Annotated in this window: 15 protein-coding genes and 3 tRNA genes; 16 read left to right on the forward strand and 2 right to left on the reverse strand. The window is 46.8% G+C overall.

Going from position 1 to position 17,499, the window contains the following annotated elements:
* Positions 1–209 precede the first annotated feature (209 nt).
* The 3 genes from ACJMM4_RS05200 to ACJMM4_RS05210 are packed head-to-tail and all read left to right on the forward strand — an operon-like array spanning position 210 to position 2,246.
* Positions 210–494 (forward strand): hypothetical protein, encoded by a 285-nt coding sequence (locus tag ACJMM4_RS05200; protein WP_405383424.1) that lies wholly within the window; start codon positions 210–212, stop codon positions 492–494.
* 9 nt (positions 495–503) lie between these two features.
* Entirely contained in the window at positions 504–1,595 is a 1,092-nt protein-coding gene (locus ACJMM4_RS05205) for a lipase family protein (RefSeq protein ID WP_405383426.1), read from the forward strand.
* Positions 1,596–1,604: 9 nt separating this feature from the next.
* Complete coding sequence (locus ACJMM4_RS05210) at positions 1,605–2,246, forward strand: uracil-DNA glycosylase family protein (RefSeq protein WP_405383428.1); 642 nt, start codon at positions 1,605–1,607, stop codon at positions 2,244–2,246.
* A 43-nt stretch (positions 2,247–2,289) separates the two neighbouring features.
* On the opposite strand, the gene abc-f is transcribed toward ACJMM4_RS05210, so the two are convergent.
* Positions 2,290–3,846, reverse strand: coding sequence for a ribosomal protection-like ABC-F family protein (gene abc-f, locus ACJMM4_RS05215; RefSeq protein ID WP_405383430.1), 1,557 nt, complete (start codon positions 3,844–3,846; stop codon positions 2,290–2,292).
* 163 nt (positions 3,847–4,009) lie between these two features.
* Between abc-f and ACJMM4_RS05220 the strand changes: the two genes are divergently transcribed.
* The 4 genes from ACJMM4_RS05220 to ACJMM4_RS05235 all read left to right on the forward strand — a co-directional run bounded on the left by ACJMM4_RS05220 (position 4,010) and on the right by ACJMM4_RS05235 (position 4,944).
* On the forward strand, positions 4,010–4,486 hold the full coding sequence (locus tag ACJMM4_RS05220) for a YhcH/YjgK/YiaL family protein (RefSeq protein ID WP_405383432.1): 477 nt from the start codon (positions 4,010–4,012) through the stop codon (positions 4,484–4,486).
* Positions 4,487–4,711: 225 nt separating this feature from the next.
* A tRNA-Asn gene (locus ACJMM4_RS05225) sits at positions 4,712–4,787 on the forward strand.
* A gap of 3 nt (positions 4,788–4,790) precedes the next feature.
* Positions 4,791–4,865: transfer RNA gene (locus tag ACJMM4_RS05230), tRNA-Glu, on the forward strand.
* 3 nt (positions 4,866–4,868) lie between these two features.
* A tRNA-Val gene (locus ACJMM4_RS05235) sits at positions 4,869–4,944 on the forward strand.
* Between the two features lie 495 nt (positions 4,945–5,439).
* Here ACJMM4_RS05235 and ACJMM4_RS05240 read toward each other — a convergent pair.
* Positions 5,440–6,048, reverse strand: a complete 609-nt coding sequence (locus tag ACJMM4_RS05240) for an HD-GYP domain-containing protein (protein WP_405383435.1) — start codon at positions 6,046–6,048, stop codon at positions 5,440–5,442.
* Positions 6,049–6,504: 456 nt separating this feature from the next.
* Here ACJMM4_RS05240 and ACJMM4_RS05245 point away from each other — a divergent pair, with 456 nt between their 5' ends.
* From ACJMM4_RS05245 to csaB, 9 genes are all read left to right on the forward strand, one after another.
* Entirely contained in the window at positions 6,505–7,278 is a 774-nt protein-coding gene (locus tag ACJMM4_RS05245) for a basic amino acid ABC transporter substrate-binding protein (RefSeq protein WP_405383436.1), read from the forward strand.
* Between the two features lie 121 nt (positions 7,279–7,399).
* Positions 7,400–8,170: a basic amino acid ABC transporter substrate-binding protein gene (locus ACJMM4_RS05250; RefSeq protein ID WP_405380748.1), complete on the forward strand. Its 771-nt coding sequence runs from the start codon at positions 7,400–7,402 to the stop codon at positions 8,168–8,170.
* Between the two features lie 62 nt (positions 8,171–8,232).
* Positions 8,233–8,889, forward strand: a complete 657-nt coding sequence (locus ACJMM4_RS05255; RefSeq protein WP_405380736.1) for an amino acid ABC transporter permease — start codon at positions 8,233–8,235, stop codon at positions 8,887–8,889.
* An 8-nt stretch (positions 8,890–8,897) separates the two neighbouring features.
* Positions 8,898–9,617, forward strand: a complete 720-nt coding sequence (locus tag ACJMM4_RS05260; RefSeq protein WP_405380746.1) for an amino acid ABC transporter ATP-binding protein — start codon at positions 8,898–8,900, stop codon at positions 9,615–9,617.
* A gap of 182 nt (positions 9,618–9,799) precedes the next feature.
* Positions 9,800–10,327 (forward strand): ribosome hibernation-promoting factor, HPF/YfiA family, encoded by a 528-nt coding sequence (gene hpf / locus ACJMM4_RS05265; RefSeq protein WP_405380734.1) that lies wholly within the window; start codon positions 9,800–9,802, stop codon positions 10,325–10,327.
* A 185-nt stretch (positions 10,328–10,512) separates the two neighbouring features.
* Positions 10,513–12,936 carry a preprotein translocase subunit SecA gene (secA, locus tag ACJMM4_RS05270; RefSeq protein WP_405383438.1) on the forward strand — a complete coding sequence of 808 codons (2,424 nt, stop codon included), beginning with the start codon at positions 10,513–10,515 and terminating at the stop codon, positions 12,934–12,936.
* Positions 12,937–13,239: 303 nt separating this feature from the next.
* Positions 13,240–14,290, forward strand: a protein-coding gene (gene prfB, locus ACJMM4_RS05275; RefSeq protein WP_405383465.1) for a peptide chain release factor 2 whose coding sequence is annotated in 2 segments (ribosomal slippage) — positions 13,240–13,242 and positions 13,244–14,290 — 1,050 coding nt in all. Because the reading frame shifts where the segments join, the coding sequence is not laid out codon by codon here.
* Between the two features lie 3 nt (positions 14,291–14,293).
* The gene (locus tag ACJMM4_RS05280) at positions 14,294–16,399 is read left to right on the forward strand and encodes a DUF5693 family protein (RefSeq protein WP_405383440.1); all 2,106 of its coding nucleotides are present in this window, start codon (positions 14,294–14,296) and stop codon (positions 16,397–16,399) included.
* Complete coding sequence (csaB, locus tag ACJMM4_RS05285) at positions 16,396–17,499, forward strand: polysaccharide pyruvyl transferase CsaB (RefSeq protein WP_405383442.1); 1,104 nt, start codon at positions 16,396–16,398, stop codon at positions 17,497–17,499. Before ACJMM4_RS05280 ends, csaB begins: the two co-directional genes overlap by 4 nt.

Consider the following 17,499-nt stretch of genomic DNA (forward strand, 5'->3'; position numbering starts at 1 on the left):
TTTGCGAGTTCGCTATAACTATATTTGCTGTTTTGATAAGCAGTTACGACCTTCTTTTTAAATTCAAAACTATATTTTGTCATGAAAAAACCGACCTCCCAATTGTTAGATTTTTAGGTCTAACTTTTGGGGGTCGGTTCAATGAAGCCAACCTCTTTTTGTGTTATAATAGAAGAGAAAGAATTTATATTACGAAAGGATGTGATTACATGCGTAAGCTTGTGAGTTTATGCGTGTTCCTTATATACGCTGTGCTAGCGGCACTGCCTGCCTCCGCAGCTACACGGCAGCACGTGAGCAAGGAATATATCGACCGCTACTTTACTACGGTAGCAGCAGCGTCCTGCCTAGGAGTATACCTGCCCGATAATTCCACAGAGTTTAGCTATTTGCGCAGCTATGGCTGGAAAATTTTTCCCCAACAGCTAAAAAACGGCAAAGTGGAAACCAATTTCATCATCGCTAAAAACTACTTCCCCGAATTCAAAAAGTAGATTTATCTGGTGACCTTTAGAGGAAGCGCCAATAAAAAAGATTGGCAGATTAATCTTAAAACCGGCAAGGTTAATTTTGGCGGCACTACACCTGCAGAAATGACAGCTTTGGCTGCGGCTCCCATGGAGAAGGGAGCTCCCGGCGTTCATGGCGGCTTCAATACTTACGTGGATGAAGTGATGCGTGCTTCCGTAGTGGATGAACAAGGCAATTTGAAAGGCGTGTTCCAAAAAGTCCGCGATAATGATGACTCTGCACTCGTATTGACAGGTCATAGCTTAGGCGGTGCTGCTGCTACACTTTTAGGCGAGCGTTTAGTGGCAATGGGCTTGCCCAAAGAGAAGTTTACTGTAGTAACGTTTGGCGCTCCTGCCGTTGGCAATCAGCCCTTTGCAGAGCAGTACGGCGATGCCATTAACCTATTGCGCATTACCAATACTGCGGACCCTGTTCCCGGCAGCCTGCAAACCTTCTTTGGTGGCTATAAGCAGTTCGGACAGCATATTAAGTACAGCCTTTCTCCCAAAATCAGCAGTATGCAGCATGATATGGCCATGTATTTTGATTACAGCATCAGCCGTCTATATGAAGAATTTGACCGTCAGGTGCAGCTGGACAGACTGCGCCCTCTGCCCCAAAGCAAGGTGACAGGCTCTACTCCCGTAGTAGCGCTGTGGATTAATGAGGCAGATAGACTGCATAATGTAGCGACGATTACTGATTTGAAGCGCTTTATTACCGATGAATATCGTAAGCTGTTCCCTTCCTATGTAGTGATGGACACTTCCTTGGGCAAGGATGCCTATACTCGTCAGGATATTATCCAACAGAGCCGTTATGTGGGCGCAGACTATATTTTGGTGTGCGGTATCGACGGTACGCCTCAGCGGGAGGATGATTACTGGTACCTGACACTGGAGCAGGCGCTGTTTGACGGCGAAGGACGTTTGGTGACCATGGGAAGCTCAGGGCGCAAGGTGGCGCCTGCTGTGGGCAACGTGCAGGCTGCAGGCGAAAATATGGTGGAAGCGCGCAAAGAGCTGGCGAAATGGCTGCCCTTTGTGATTACGGAATACAAGCCTGTTTTAGCACAGGAATAGAGGCGGATTATGGATTTAGATGCATTAGCAAAAGAACTTGATCAATGTGAGCAGTGCCCTTTGCGCAAGGATGCCATTGCTCCCGTAGGCTGGTACGGCAATCCCCACAGCCCCATTGTCTTTGTAGGGGAGGGACCCGGCGGTGTGGAAGATGATTTTGGCTGTCCGTTGATCGGACCATCGGGACAGCTATTGGATAAAGCGTTGTGGTCCGTGCAGATGACCCGGGACAGGGTGCTGACGACTAATGTTATTAAGTGCAGACCTAAAAACAACCGTACTCCCGATATAGCAGAGGCATCCTTTTGCGCCAAGCTATGGCTGGAACGGGAATTGGAGATTATCCAGCCCAAGGTTATTGTGGCTTTGGGCGGTGTAGCGCTCCATTATTTGGGAAATCCCGATATGCGCATTACCCGCGACAGGGGGCAGTGGTTCCGTACAGAGCAGGGCTTCGACTGTATCGCTACCTATCATCCTGCGTACTTGCTCCGTTTATATGGCAAGCAGCAGGTGGCAGCCAAGTGGGATGTGTTCCACGATCTGCAGGCTGCCAAGGCACGGGCGGAAATGCTGGCCCCTGGGTACCAATTTGCTTCAGAGGAAAAGGTGGATTTGTTCAAAATCTTCCGCAGAAGAATCCAAGGATAAAAAAGAGGACTGGCGCTTTTGCGTCAGTCCTTCGCTATTCCTATTAAATAATTTTAGTGGTCCAGTCTTCGATGTTCCAAACTTTGTCCACCCAGCCTTCGTAGAATTCAGGCTCATGGGATACCAAGAGGACGCTGCCTTTGAACTCTTTCAAAGCACGTTGCAGTTCTTCCTTAGCATCCACATCCAAGTGGTTGGTAGGTTCGTCCAGTACCAGCCAGTTAACGTCTTTCAGCATCAGCTTGCACAGGCGTACTTTGGCTGCTTCACCGCCACTGAGGACGAAGACTTTACTGGTGATGTGTTCGTTGGTCAAGCCGCAGCCTGCCAAAGCAGCGCGGACTTCGTAGTTGGTGAGGCCGGGATATTCATTCCAAACATCTTCTAGGGCTGTGTTTTCGTTCTTTTCCCTTTCTTCCTGTTCAAAGTAACCGGGTTCAAGGAATTCACCCAATTCAACCTTGCCGCTTACAGGAGGAATAATGCCCAAAATAGTTTTCAGCAGGGTGGTTTTACCCAAGCCGTTGACACCACGGATAGCAATTTTTTGACCGCGCTCCAAATTGAAGGTTACAGGACGGGTGAGGGGAGTATCGTAGCCCAATACCAAATCCTTAGCTTCTACAATAAAGCGGCTGGGAGTGCGTGCTTCGCGGAACTTGAAGGTGGGCTTCAGTTTTTCGCGGGGCTTTTCAATCATTTCCATCTTATCCAGCTTGCGTTGACGACTCTTGGCCATATTGGTGGTAGCAACGCGAGCCTTATTGCGGGCGATAAAATCTTCCAGCTTAGCAACTTCCTGCTGCTGGCGTTCGTAGGCAGCAGCTTTTTGAGATTGATAGATAGCGTACATTTCTTGGAATTTATCGTAGTTGCCGCTGTAGCGGGTCAGTTCGCAGTTTTCCAGATGGTAGATAACGTTGCAGACATTGTTCAGGAAAGGCACGTCATGGGAAATCAGGATGAAGGCGTGCTCGTAATTTTGCAGAAATTTGGTGAGCCATTCAATATGCTCCACGTCCAAATAGTTGGTAGGTTCGTCCAGCAACAGGATTTTGGAGTTCTGCAGGAGCAGCTTGGTCAGCAGTACTTTGCTGCGTTGACCACCGCTGAGCTCGCTAACATCTTTATCCAGACCGATGCTGCCCAAGCCTAAACCATTGGCAAATTCTTCAATCTTGCTATCCAAAGAGTAGAAACCTGCGTGCTCCAGTTCCGTTTGGATTTCACCGACGGTATTCATCATCTTATCCATTTCTTCGGGAGTAGCGTCGCCCATTTTGTCGTATAAGTCCATCATCTGTTGTTCCATTTCGTACATCTCGTTAAAAGCAGTACGCAGAACTTCGCGGATGGTCATGCCTTTTTCCAGGGTGCTTTGCTGGTCCAAGTAGCCTACGGTAACTTTGCCGGGCCATTCAACTTTGCCATCGTCGGGGAGGACGTGGCCGGTAACGATGTTTAAGAAGGTGGATTTGCCTTCGCCGTTAGCACCAACCAAGCCTACGTGTTCGCCGCGCAGAAGTTTGAAGGAGACATTTTCCAAAATTTGACGGCCGCCAAAGGAGTGGGAGACGTTAGTGACGTTTAAGTAGCTCATGTTTTTCTCGCTTTCTTTAGAATGAAGTATGTTAATGGTTGCATTTGTAAAATAGACTATTCATTATAACATAAAGAGCAGTGGTTTGAGAAGTATTCGTTGCGGTAGTTGCTGTAGTTTGTTATAATTTGTGTAGATTTAGTTTAGTATGGAGGTATGGATTATGATTATTGGTAATAAAAATGACATTGTAAAGATGCTCCCCTATGTTAGTCCCCGTTTGGCGCAAGCGTTGGCGTACATCGCTGCTACTGATTTCAGCAAAGTGGAGAATGGCGAGTACGAGATCGATGGCCGCAATGTTTATGCCCGCGTGAATACTTATACTACGGAGCCTAAGGCTGACCGCCGTCCAGAAAAACATAACCAATATATTGATGTACAGTATGTGGCGCAAGGCAGCGAAACCATTTGGTGCACCCCGCTGACTGCTGCTTGCGTGGAAACAGAAAATAAAGCAGAAAAAGAAGATGTTATTTTCTACGCTGACCCTAATGAAGAAAACTGTGCTGCGCTCCACGCCGGCGATTTTGCTATTTTCTTCCCGTGGGAGCTGCACCGCCCCAACTGCAATAATGGTTGCTGTGGCGAAGGCAAGGCCAGCCAAGTGCAAAAAGTTGTAGTAAAAGTTAAGGCTTGAGTAAAATTTTTTATTTTTTTCGCCTTGTTGCTGCAAAAGCTATTTGTTTTCAGTAGGTCAGGTTTTGAAAAAGCCCATGAAATAAGGCTTTTTTGAGAGCTCTAAAATTTCTCAAAAACTTTTTGAAAAAAGTTATAAAAAAGTGTTGACAACCCTCGCTATATGTATTATAATAACACTCGTGATGTTGAGCGGTACACAAAACGCAAGGACATCAAGTGTTATTCCCCGATAGTTCAGCCGGTAGAACACCTGACTGTTAATCAGGGCGTCGTAGGTTCGAGTCCTACTCGGGGAGCCACCTGGCCGGTTGGTCAAGCGGTTAAGACACCGCCCTTTCACGGCGGTATCGGGGGTTCGATTCCCCCACCGGTCACCATTCGGGCGCTTAGCTCAGCTGGGAGAGCGTCTGCCTTACAAGCAGAATGTCAGCGGTTCGATCCCGTTAGCGCCCACCAGACAATCAAGCACTTCAAGAGATTGAAGTGCTTTTTTTGTATTTGTTTGACATGGGATAAAAATCGTTATATAATGAAGACAGAAAAGAAGTGCTACCGATAGACGGTTAGCCAATATGATTAGCTACAGAATAGCCGTGCCTTATTGACCGTTTGGGCGGCTATTTCTGCATTTTACAATGGTTAAAACCTATTGTATATCCCAGTCCGAACATTGCTGCACCAAAGCTAAGAATAGCTAATAATGTCTCTATACTCATCAGGGATCCCCTCCTTGCAAGATTCTGTATTGCTACAGTTTCTATATTAACAGAGGGTCACAGTCCCTCTGAAATTGTTTCTTAGAGGGCTAACCGCCTACCGCTTGGTAGCACTTTAGTACATCATACTATATTTTAGAAAGTTTTGCATGAGATAAAGCGAAAATATAGTGATGTCTTTGTGAATAATTTTATACATACAAAAAGCGCTACTTCGTTGTACGAGGTAGCGCTTTTAGTTTCTACTGTTTTGGGGAAGTACGGATTCGATAAATGCTTTGACAATGGCAGGATCAAAATCAAGACCTGCCTTGTTTTGCAGTTCCACAATGGCGTCCGCGTGGGTCTTCTGCCAATGGTGGGTGCAGGGGTTAATGTTGCGGTCATAATAATTACATACGGCAACAATGCGGGCACCAATGGGAATATTCTGCCCTTTTAAGCGTTTGGGGTAACCGGTACCGTCCCATTTTTCATGATGGCTGCGGATAATATCGGTAATATAGGTTAGCTCCGGCAGATTCTCCAGCATACTGGCGCCGGCAATAGGGTGACGCTTATAAATGGACATTTCCCTAGTTGACAAAAAAGGCAGCTTAGCCAAGATTAAATTGGGCACGCTCAGCTGGCCGATGTCATGGAGCTGGGCCGCCGTTTTTATCTGCGCTACTTCGGAAGCAGGCAGACCTAACTTTGCCGCTGTGCTGGCAGCATAATTAGCTACCTGCTGGCTGTGCAGGTAGATTTCACGATTTTTAATTTCCAGCATCTTTAAATAGAACTCGCAGATCTCCTTGGTCAGACGGATATCCGAAAAGTCCAGACATTGTGGTATGGCAATCATCGTTCTAAATCCTTTAAAAGTAAAAATAACGTTCCGTTCAGTGTAGTGTAGTTAAGTATATCACTTTTTTGTCAAAATTTAAAGCAGGAACAATGGGCGGGTTGCAAAAAAACTTTGGAAAGACTATAATTAATTATACAGTCCGGGTCTGTGGTTGCAAGTCGATGCCAGTTGCAGGCGAAACGATCCACGTAAGCAGCGCAAAGCCGCTGTGAGCACGGTGCAGCTTAGAAGTAAGTCCTGCCGCAAAAAAAATTAGTGGCGAGAGGGGTAGTAGTGGGGAGCAGAAGCTTAGGAGCGAACCCTCCAGCAGGCGAGTGTGGGGGCGAAAACCAGGTCAGCCGGGCTGTTTTGTTTTTATGCTAAAAATTTTATAAAAATTCTTTACCTTCGGGACGATTCGGTATATAATGTGATGTATCATAGTAAAGAATTACATTGACGAAGGGAGTACCCATGATGAAAAAGCTTTTAATTTTAATGATGGCAATTATTTCTGCTGTAGCAATGTTGGTTGCAGGCTGCGGCGGTGGTGAAAAGAAGGCAGAAACCAAAGTTCTGCGCGTAGGTACCGAAGCAACTTTTGCACCTTTTGAATTCCAAAAAGAAGGCAGCAAGACTTATGATGGTTTCGATATGGACTTGGCACGTGCTATTGGTAAGCAAATGGGCCGCAAAGTAGAAATCGTTAACATGGGCTTTGATGCTTTGATTCCTGCTTTGAACGCAGGCAACATCGATCTGGTTGCTGCAGGCATGTCCATTACCGACGAGCGTAAACAAGCAGTTTCCTTCTCCGAACCTTACTATACTTCCGGTTTGATTGTTATGGTCAACAAGGATAACAAAGAAGTAAAAGGCATTAAAGATTTGGAAGGCAAACGCATTGCTGTACAAATCGGTACTACCGGCGAAAAGAAAGCTAGAACCGTCAAAGACGCTAAAGTTACTGCTTTCAATACTAACACCGAAGCTGCTATGGAAATGAAGAACAAAGGTGTTGACGCTATTATCAACGATAGCCCCGTTGTTGGCTACTACCTGGCACAAGGTGGCAATGCTACCGCTATGACCGTTGGCGAAATCATGGAAGCTGAACAATATGGTTTGGCTGTTAAAAAAGGCAACGACCAACTGCTTGCTGACGTTAACAAAGCTATTGCTGAGTTGAAGAAGAGCGGCGAATATGACAAGATTTACAAAACCTGGTTTGGTGAAGTAAAGAAATAATCAAGTCGGTTCGAACGGAGCACAATGTGGTGGAGAATCGCATGTGCTCCGTTAATGTTTTTTAGGCGTTCTGCCTAAAGTATAAATCATAAAGATAAAAACAAATGAGGGGGTTTTTATGATGAAGAAGGTATTAGTATTTTTGATGATGGCTGTTGTTGCTTGCTCCATGCTGCTCACAGGCTGCGGCGGTGGCGAAAAGAAAGCTGCAGAGCCTGCTAAGGTTTTGCGCGTTGGCACTGAGCCCGCTTTTGCTCCGTTTGAGTTTCCTAAAAAAGACAGCAATGAGCTGACCGGTTTCGACGTAGAGCTGATTCAAGCAATCGGCAAGCAGATGGGCCGCAAGGTTGAGGTTGCAGGCATGGGCTTTGATGCTTTGATTCCTGCGCTGAACGCGGGCAATATTGATTGCGCTATTGCCGGTATGACCATCACCGAAGAACGCAAGAAAGCAGTTACTTTCTCCGATCCTTACTATACTTCCGGCTTAATCATTATGGTTAAAAAGGATAACGATGCTGTAAAATCCATTGCCGACCTGAAAGGTAAACGCCTTGCTGCTCAAATCGGTACTACCGGCGAAATGAAATCCCGCACTGTTGAAGGCGCTAAAGTTACTACCTTCAATACTCAGGACGAAGCTGCGCTGGAACTGAAAAATGGCGGCGTTGATGCTGTAATCGGCGACTTGCCGGTTATGGAATACTACCTGGCTCAAGGTGGCGACAAATACTGCAAGACCGTTGGCGAAAAAATGGAAGCTGAACAATACGGCATCGCAGTGAAAAAAGACAGCAAACTGGCTGGCGAAATCAACCAAGCTATGGCTGAGTTGAAAAAGAACGGCGAATTCGACAAAATTTATAAAAAATGGTTTGGTGAAAAGAAATAATTCCGTAGACCCATTCCCGTTGAAGCGCTGTTAAACCCATTATTTAGAAGGGAATATGAAGTATGAACTTGAATTTTGACTTAATGGTAAACTCTTTCCCCCTGCTTTTGGCAGGTGCCGGTATCACTATTGAGATTACCGCATTAAGCGTATTCTTCGGCATGTTAATTGGCTGCATGGTGGGCATTGCCCGTCTGTGCACCATTAAGCCTTTACGCTATCTTGCTAACGTTTATGTAGACTTTATCCGTGGTACCCCGCTTTTGGTACAAATCTTCTTGGTTTATTTTGCACTGCCCACTATTACCGGCAGCCGTGTAGACCCGTTCTTTGCTGCAATTTCCGCTTGCTCCATCAACAGTGGCGCATACGTTGCGGAAATCTTCCGCGCAGGCATCCAATCCATTGACAAAGGTCAAATGGAAGCAGGCCGCAGCTTGGGTATGACTTGGGTGCAGACCATGCGTTACATTATTATGCCCCAAGCCTTCAAACGCATCATTCCTCCTTTGGGCAACGAATTTATCGCTATGCTGAAGGACTCCTCCTTGGTTTCCGTTATCGGTTTCGAGGAGCTGACTCGTCGCGGCCAGCTGATTATTGCCCGTACCTACGCCTCCTTTGAAATTTGGCTGGCTGTAGCTTTCGTCTATCTGATTATGACCTTTGCTGTAGCAAGGTTTACAGGCTATTTGGAGCGGAGGTTTGATACGAAATGACCAAGGATATGATTAAGATTACCGATTTAAAGAAAAGCTTCGGCGATTTGCACGTACTAAAAGGCGTTAACCTGACCATTAAGGAAAAAGAAGTGGTAGTTATTATCGGGCCTTCCGGCAGTGGCAAAAGTACCCTGCTGCGCTGCATCAACTATCTAGAAGAACCTACCAGCGGCAGCATCGTTTTTGACGATATTCCGTTAAGCGGCGAAGCTAATATTAACGAAATCCGCAAGGAAGTTGGCATGGTGTTCCAACGCTTCAATCTGTTCCCCCATATGAATGTTATGGAGAACCTGATGCTGGCGCCTATGAAGGTGCGCGGTATTAAAAAAGAGGATGCGGAAAAAACTGCTACCATGTATTTGAAAAAAGTTGGCCTGCTGGATAAGGCGAAGGCATATCCTGACCAGCTTTCCGGTGGTCAGCAGCAGCGTGTGGCTATTGCCCGCGCCTTGTGCATGAAGCCCAAGGCTTTGCTTTTTGACGAACCCACCAGCGCGTTAGACCCGGAAATGGTTAACGAGGTACTGGACGTTATGAAGGAACTGGCTAACGAAGGCATGACCATGGTGGTTGTTACCCACGAAATGGGCTTTGCCCGCGAAGTTGGCGACAGAGTTGTCTTTGTGGATGGCGGCATTATCCAAGAGGAAGGCACTCCTGATGAAATCTTCCTCCATGCTAAGGGAGAACGTACTAAGAGCTTTCTTTCCAAGATTCTGTAATTGTCATAATGTAACACTTTCTCGACATTTCACAAAGTTTTCACGCAAAAATGATAAATGCAGCAGGAGTTTTCGTCCCTATAGCGAAATATATAAGCAAAGGGATGAAGCCTAGACCCTTGATAAAAATGGTAGCACCGTTGGCGCAAGCTAGTGGTGACATACCGAAGGAGGCATGAATTATGAGCGTAAACGTAAAAGGCAGAAACATCGACGTAACTCCGGCTTTGAGAGATTATGTGGAGAAGAAGATTTCTAAGGTTGTTAAACAGTTTAAGACTGTTGGCGACATTTCTGCGGTACTGAAGGTTGAGAAAGGTAATCACATTGTAGAAATTACCGTACCTGCTAGCGGCATTCTGCTGAGAGCACAAGAAACTACGAAAGACATGTATTCCTCCATTGATTTGGTTTGCGAGAAGATTGAACGTCAAATCCATAAATATAAAACCCGTCTGATGAAGAGAAAATATGCTAACTTTGTAGATGCTCCTGCACCTGCCCATGTAGAGGAAGATGAGGGCGAATTCGAGATCATCAAGAACAAAAAGTTTGTGATGCATCCTATGACTCCGGAAGAAGCAATTCTGCAGATGAACCTGCTGAACCACGATTTCTTCGTATTCTACGATCCTGATCTTGGTGCGACCAATGTTGTTTACCGTCGTAAAGATGGCAAATATGGTCTGCTGAGCCCGGAACTTAAATAATGTTTTAACAGCGAACGGATTAGGGACCGTCGCCTGCGGTGATAAGTAGGCGGCGGTCCCTTTTTGTAAATAAATCTTTTACAAAAAAGCCTATGTTTTTCCTCTATGCTTTTTGCTTTTTAACACCATTTCTGATATAATTTAAAATTAGGTGTAGAATCTCTATTTACCTATAAATTTAAGGAGTGATCGTTTTGCTCGAAGGCATTTTAAAGAAAATTTTTGGTGATCCCAATGAGAAAGAACTGAAGAATATTCGTGTTATCGTAGATAAGATCAATAGTCTGGAAAAAGATATGCAGGCTCTCAGCTCTGCTAATTTGGCAGCTAAGACTGCAGAGTTCAAAGTGCGTTTACAAAAGGGTGAAACCCTGGATGATATTTTGCCTGAAGCTTTTGCCGTTGTCCGTGAAGCATCCCGCCGTGTTACCGGTATGCGTCATTTCGACGTACAGCTGATTGGCGGCGTTGTGCTGCATCGTGGTAAAATTGCCGAAATGCGTACCGGCGAAGGTAAAACTTTGGTAGCTACCCTGCCTACCTACTTGAATGCGTTGACCGGTAAAGGCGTACACGTTGTAACCGTCAACGATTATTTGGCACGTCGCGACAGCCAAGACATGGGTAGAATCTACAAATTCCTGGGCCTGTCCGTGGGCTTGATTGTTCACGATATGGACTTCCCTGCCCGTAAAGCTGCTTATGCTGCCGATGTTACTTATGGTACCAACAACGAATTCGGTTTTGACTACCTCCGTGACAACATGGTAACTGATGTTAACCAGATGGTACAGCGTGAGCTGAACTATTGTATCGTCGACGAAGTTGACTCCATCCTGATTGATGAAGCGCGTACTCCGTTGATTATTTCCGGCCCCGGCGAAAAATCCACTGATTTGTACCGCGTGCTGGCTCATGTTGTTGCCAACATGGAAGAAAACGAAGACTACACTGTGGATGAAAAGCAACGCCAAGTAGCGCCCACTGAAAAAGGTATTGCTAAAGCAGAAGAAATGCTGGGCATTGAAAACCTTTACGATAATGCTCATGGCGTGGACTATTCCCACCACATTATGTGCGCTTTGAAAGCGAAAGCTTTGATGCACCGCGACCGCGATTACGTAGTTAAAGACGGCCAAGTAATCATCGTTGACGAGTTTACCGGTCGTTTGATGTTCGGTCGTCGTTTCTCTGAAGGTCTGCACCAAGCTATTGAAGCTAAAGAAGGCGTAAAGGTAGAACGCGAAAGCCAAACTTTGGCAACCATTACCTTCCAGAACTACTTCCGTATGTACAAGAAGCTGGCTGGTATGACCGGTACTGCTAAAACCGAAGAACAGGAGTTCCAAAAAATCTACAATCTGAGTGTTGTGGTTATCCCCACTAACAAGCCCATGATTCGTGTGGATTATCCTGATGTTATCTATAAAACACGTCTTGCTAAATACAAGGCTGCAGTAAAGGAAATCGAAGAGTGCCATAAGGCAGGTCAGCCTGTACTGGTAGGCACCACTTCCATCGCTCAATCCGAGGAACTGAGCGCGATGTTGAAACGCCGTGGTATTCCTCACAATGTATTGAATGCTAAATACCATGAAAAAGAAGCAGAAATCATTGCTTTGGCAGGCCAATACGGTGCTGTAACCATTGCTACCAACATGGCTGGCCGTGGCACTGATATTACCTTGGGTGAAGGCGTGCCTGAGTTGGGCGGTCTGCACATTATCGGTACTGAACGCCATGAAAGCCGCCGTATCGATAACCAGCTCCGCGGTCGTTGCGCTCGTCAAGGCGACCCCGGTTCCTCTAAGTTCTTCTTGAGCCTGGAAGACGATCTGATGCGTCTGTTCGGTAGCGACAGCATTGCCGGTATTATGGATAAGCTGGGCATGGAAGATGACGAACCCATCGAACATTCCTTGGTAACCAAGTCCATCGAAAACGCGCAGAAGAAGGTAGAAGCACGTAACTTCAGCATTCGTAAGCACGTTTTGGAATATGACGATGTTATGAACCAACAGCGTGAAGTTATTTACGCACAACGTAAGAAGATTCTCCATCAGGACGATTTGAGCGGCAATATCAAGGAAATGATTGAAAAGGTCGTACAACGTACTATGGCTATGTACGCTCCGCCTGAAGTTTATTCCGAAGATTGGGATTTGAAGGCGTTGATTGCTTATGCAGAGGATTTCTTCGCTCCTCGCGGTATGCTGACTGTGGAGTATCTGCAGACTTTGAGCCGTGAAGAATTGGATGAAAAACTGCACCAAGTAGCTGCTGACTGGTACCAAGAGCGTGAAGACGCTATTGGCAGCGAGCTGATGCGCGAACTGGAAAATCTGGTTATGCTGAAGGTTGTAGACAACCACTGGATGGAACATCTGGATGCTATGGATATGCTCCGCGAAGGTGTGGGCCTGCGTGCGTATGGTCAAAAAGATCCTTTGGTTGAATATAAATTCGAAGCTTACGATATGTTCGAGGCTATGATTGACGCTATTCAAGACGATGTAGTCCGCTATATCTATCATGTCAACGTTATTACCCAACCCCAAGCAGAAGATTACCTGCAAGGTGCGTCTGAGCATGGTGCTGAAGAAGTATAAAGGTTGTTAAGTTTTATTTATTCGTAATTGCTTATTCCTTGATCTCTAGCGATTTTCAACGCTTATTTCGTGCAGAATCACAACGAAGATTCGCGGCCGATCTTGTTCGCAGAAGAAGTTGGTATTCGGTTCGCTTCACTTCTGTGATTCTAGGCACTCATGAGCTAAAATCGCAAATGTTTCGCTATGGAATAGAGCAATTACTCCAGTAGCTCCCAAATAACTAATTGAAAGGTGTGAGATGTTTTGTTAATCGAAGAGTACAAGCCTGAGATTGCCAACTTGCAAGCAAAATTAGAAGAAATGAGGGGATCTCTTTGACATCGCTGTCAAAGAAGATCGCATTGCTGAGTTAGAGCATAAGATGGGTGACCCCACTTTTTGGGATGATCCCGAAAAGGCACAAAAAACTGCCCAGGACGTTAATGCCCTGAAAGAAGAGGTGGATGGTTTCCACAAACTTGCCAGCGGTATTGATGATTTAGAAGCTTTGCAGGAAATGGCTGCAGAGGAAAATGACGAAAGTCTTGTTCCGGAAATGGATGAGCTTTTGGAAAAATGCCGTACTGAATTAGAGCATTTGGAATTGGGGATGCTGCTGAGTGGCGAATATGATGCGAATAATGCCATCGTTACTTTGCACGCCGGTGCAGGCGGCACTGAAGCCCAAGACTGGACCAGTATGCTTTTGCGTATGTTTACCCGTTTTGCAGAGCAAAATGGCTTTGCCGTGGAGCTGTTGGACTACCAGCCCGGTGATGAAGCAGGCGTTAAGAGCGCTACTTTCCAAGTAAACGGCCATAATGCTTATGGCTATTTGAAGTCTGAGAAAGGCGTACATCGTCTGGTACGTATTTCTCCCTTTGATGCCAACGCACGTCGCCACACTTCCTTTGCTGCTTGCGACGTTATGCCTGAACTTGATGGCAACGTAGAAATCAACATCAACATGGATGAAGTACGTGTGGATACCTACCGTGCCAGCGGCGCAGGCGGTCAGCATGTCAACAAGACTTCTTCTGCTGTACGTATGACCCATGAACCTACCGGTATCGTGGTACAATGTCAAACTCAGCGTTCCCAAATCCAGAACCGTGAACGTTGCTTGCAGATGCTGCGTGCTAAGCTGTATGAATATGAAAAAGCTAAGCAGGACGCTTTGGTAAGCGATATTGCCGGTGATTACCAAGCTATTGAATGGGGCAGCCAAATCCGTTCCTATGTTTTCCAACCCTACACTTTGGTTAAAGATACACGTACGGGCTGTGAAACCGGTAACATCCAAGCAGTTATGGATGGCGATCTGATGCCTTTTGTAGAAGCATATCTGCGTAGCCAACAAAAGAAGATTTGATTTATGGAAGCTATGAAAAAGCATTTTAATCCGCTGCTGATTGCAGTAATTCTAGTGGGTCTGGCCTGTGCTTTGTGGCTTAACATGACCCGCCATAAAATTGAACAAGCCAATAATACTGTAGAAATGGCCATGGAGTACGAAGGTCTGCGTAAGCTGGCTGCCTTGGAAGGTTTGCCGGAAGAGCAGGTGCTGCAGAAGTTTAAGGACGCCGGCATCAACTCTTTGATGATCTTCGATACTACCTTGGAACGCTTGATGAAGAATGGCGAAATCAAGCTGGCTACAGGTGGCGAACTGCGCCAAGCAGGCGTGCTGGGTACAGATAAGGGTGTTTTTGCCGCTGTTCCTGCCGAGATGCTGGTGGAGCACGCATCCTACGTGGCTGCAGGCAGTAATCCTGCCGTACTTGATGATGTGGCAGAAGACCTGCGCCTGCGCTATGGCTCCGACCGTGTAGCCGAACTGAGCCAAAATCCGCGTATTATCCGTGTCTTGGGTAGCACGGAGCCTTTGCCCGATGGCAAGTACGACGAGCCTTTGGGCTTGAACCAAGCGCCTTTGGGGCTGCCTGTTCGTGATTTGCAGAAGGTGGCAAGCATGGGTTTCAACATTATTGTACGTCCGCAAAACTACATTAATGTTGACGAAGAAAAGATTGACAGCGTTTTCGCGCGCATTAATAAGGCGGGCGTGCCTGTGCATGCTTTGATGCCCTGTGGTAAGGAAACCGTTGGTTATCCCAATAAGCTGGAATATTTGGGCAAACGTATGCAAGAGCAAAACATGACTTTGGTAATGCTGGAGCATTATACCCAGCTGCGCTTTGCCAAAATTGACGGTTTGGTGCCTTTGTCCGAGTTTAACAACTATAAAGCTGCCCGTTCCTACGTTATCGATCCGCTGGAGCAGAAGAAGATTAGCGTGGACACTGCTTTGCGTCGTTGGGCGTTGACTGACGAAGAACGCAATATCCGCGTTAACTATATCCGTCCGTTCCTGCTGCCTGTAGAAGGCAAACCTTTATTGGAAACCAACTTGAAGTATGTTCGTGATATCAAGGACAGCGTGGAAGCACGTGGCTATACTATTGGTGAAGCAGGTGTATTCTCTGCTGCAGCAGATGGTTATGCACCGTACTTTGCTAACAAGCTGCACCTTTTGCCCGTAGCCTTTGCTATTTTGGCAGGCGTGGCGCTGTACGTGGGTATGCTCTTGAACTTGGATAGCAAAAAGGAACTGCTTGTGTGGGCAGTGCTGTCCGCTGGTGCAGCAGCACTCCTAATGGTGGGCAGAGGTCTTTTGACACGCCAACTGCTTGCTCTTGCTGCAGCCAGCTTCTATCCTGTTCTTTCTATGAGCGTGCTTATCAGTATTTGGGATAAGATTAAGGCTCCTACCGCCAGCATCGTCAAGATTTGCTGGCAGGCATTGTGGCAATTGGCTCTTGCCATTGCTTTGTCCTTGGTAGGTGCAGCTTTCCTGTCCGCAATTTTAAGCGACAGCCGTTTCCTGCTGGAAATCGATATTTACCGTGGCGTAAAGCTCACCTTTATGCTGCCGGTGATTTTGACTGCTGTGCTGTATTTAAAGAAGTATGATTTACTGCAGGTTGTTGGCAAGGGCATTAAGACTTTGCTGGCACGTTTGAATGGTCTCTTGGATACCCAGCTGACCTTTAAGCACGTAGTTATGTTAGTGCTTTTCCTGTTGGTTGCCTTCTATTTTGTAGGCCGCAGTGGTCACACCGGTGGTGTACCTGTAGCTGCCATTGAACTCAAGATGCGCGCCCTGCAGGAACAATTAATGTATGCCCGTCCCCGCGTTAAGGAGTTTATGATCGGCCACCCTGTCTTTTTCTTGGCAGTTTTGGCTGCTTATCGTTGTGCTCCCCGCTGGTGGCAGTTTGTTTTGGTGTGTGGCGCCGTTATCGGCCAAGGCAGCTTGGTGCAAACCTTCTGCCATATGCGCACCCCCGTATTTATGAGCTTTGTCCGTGCTTTAGATGGTTATGCTATGGGCGCAGTGTTCGGCTTAGCAGCCATTTTGGGCATGAGCATCTTGCTTTATTTAGTTAAGAAGTTTAGAGGGAGATACATGGAGCAATGAGTAAGATCGTAATTTCCGGTTACTACGGATTTGCCAATGCCGGTGATGAGGCAATGCTGGCAGCGATCGTGAAAGCTTTGCGCAGTACAGAAAAATCTGTCAGCCTGACGGTTATTTCCGGTAATCCTCAGGTAACTGCCAAAAAATACCAAGTGTCTTCTATCCATCGTTTCAACCCTTGGGAAATTTTTACAGCCCTGCGTAGCTGCGACCTGCTCATTAGCGGCGGTGGCAGCTTGCTGCAGGATGTTACCAGCAGGCGCAGCCTGCTTTATTATCTTTCCGTGCTGGCTACAGGTATTGCCTTGGGCAAAAAGGTGATGCTTTTCGGTCAAGGGATTGGTCCTATCCACAGCGGGCTTCTACGTCGGCTGACGAAGGCTGTGTGCAGCAGGGTAAGCTTGATCACCGTCCGTGACCGCGACTCTTTGTATGAGCTGCGCCGCATAGGCATTCCTGCGGAAAAAGTGCAATTGACAGCGGACGCAGTGCTGACACTGCCCCAAGAAAGCAAGGAGCAGGGAGCGCAGCTTTTAGAGCGTTTCCATGTGCCGCCAAAGAAAATGCTGGTGGCTTTGTCCGTGCGCAAATGGCAGGAAGATGACCGCTATTTGCTGGAACTGGCCAAGACTGCCGATAAGTTGTGCGTGGAGTATGACGCCCATATTGTACTGCTGCCTTTGCAGTACCCTGTGGATGTAGAACCCTGCCAACGGTTGCAGCATTTTATGGTGCACAAGGACGAAAGCACTATTTTGGCTGCAGATTGCGACACGGAACAGTTCCTGTCCTTGATGGGCAATTTTGATTTGCTGATCGGTATGCGGCTGCACGCCTTAATCTTTGCGGCTGTTATGGAGCTGCCCTTCGTAGCAGTTTCCTATGACCCTAAGATTGATGGCTTTGTGAAAGATATTAACGGCATTACTGCCGGAAGCGTGGATAATTTACAGGCAGCTCAGGTAGTGGCTGCCGCTAAGCAGGCCCTGGCGCGCGGCGGAAGCTGCCGCGGTATGTTGGATAAGCTGCGGGCGAAGGCTATGGCCAACGCTGAGCAGGCTATGGCTTTGCTGACGAAAGGAGATGGACGGCAGTGCTGA

Origin of the sequence: Phascolarctobacterium sp., assembly GCF_045124115.1 — a bacterium.
Lineage (GTDB): Bacteria > Bacillota > Negativicutes > Acidaminococcales > Acidaminococcaceae > Phascolarctobacterium_A.

Bases quoted from the DNA above. Each gene is read 5' to 3' on its own strand.
- ACJMM4_RS05245 (WP_405383436.1), top strand. From the start codon at position 6,505: ATGATGAAAAAGCTTTTAATTTTAATGATGGCAATTATTTCTGCTGTA.
- ACJMM4_RS05220 (WP_405383432.1), top strand. From the start codon at position 4,010: ATGATTATTGGTAATAAAAATGACATTGTAAAGATGCTCCCCTATGTT.
- ACJMM4_RS05250 (WP_405380748.1), top strand. From the start codon at position 7,400: ATGAAGAAGGTATTAGTATTTTTGATGATGGCTGTTGTTGCTTGCTCC.
- ACJMM4_RS05255 (WP_405380736.1), top strand. From the start codon at position 8,233: ATGAACTTGAATTTTGACTTAATGGTAAACTCTTTCCCCCTGCTTTTG.
- abc-f (WP_405383430.1), bottom strand. From the start codon at position 3,846: ATGAGCTACTTAAACGTCACTAACGTCTCCCACTCCTTTGGCGGCCGT.
- ACJMM4_RS05240 (WP_405383435.1), bottom strand. From the start codon at position 6,048: ATGATTGCCATACCACAATGTCTGGACTTTTCGGATATCCGTCTGACC.
- csaB (WP_405383442.1), top strand. From the start codon at position 16,396: ATGAGTAAGATCGTAATTTCCGGTTACTACGGATTTGCCAATGCCGGT.
- ACJMM4_RS05210 (WP_405383428.1), top strand. From the start codon at position 1,605: ATGGATTTAGATGCATTAGCAAAAGAACTTGATCAATGTGAGCAGTGC.
- ACJMM4_RS05280 (WP_405383440.1), top strand. From the start codon at position 14,294: ATGGAAGCTATGAAAAAGCATTTTAATCCGCTGCTGATTGCAGTAATT.
- ACJMM4_RS05200 (WP_405383424.1), top strand. From the start codon at position 210: ATGCGTAAGCTTGTGAGTTTATGCGTGTTCCTTATATACGCTGTGCTA.
- hpf (WP_405380734.1), top strand. From the start codon at position 9,800: ATGAGCGTAAACGTAAAAGGCAGAAACATCGACGTAACTCCGGCTTTG.
- ACJMM4_RS05260 (WP_405380746.1), top strand. From the start codon at position 8,898: ATGATTAAGATTACCGATTTAAAGAAAAGCTTCGGCGATTTGCACGTA.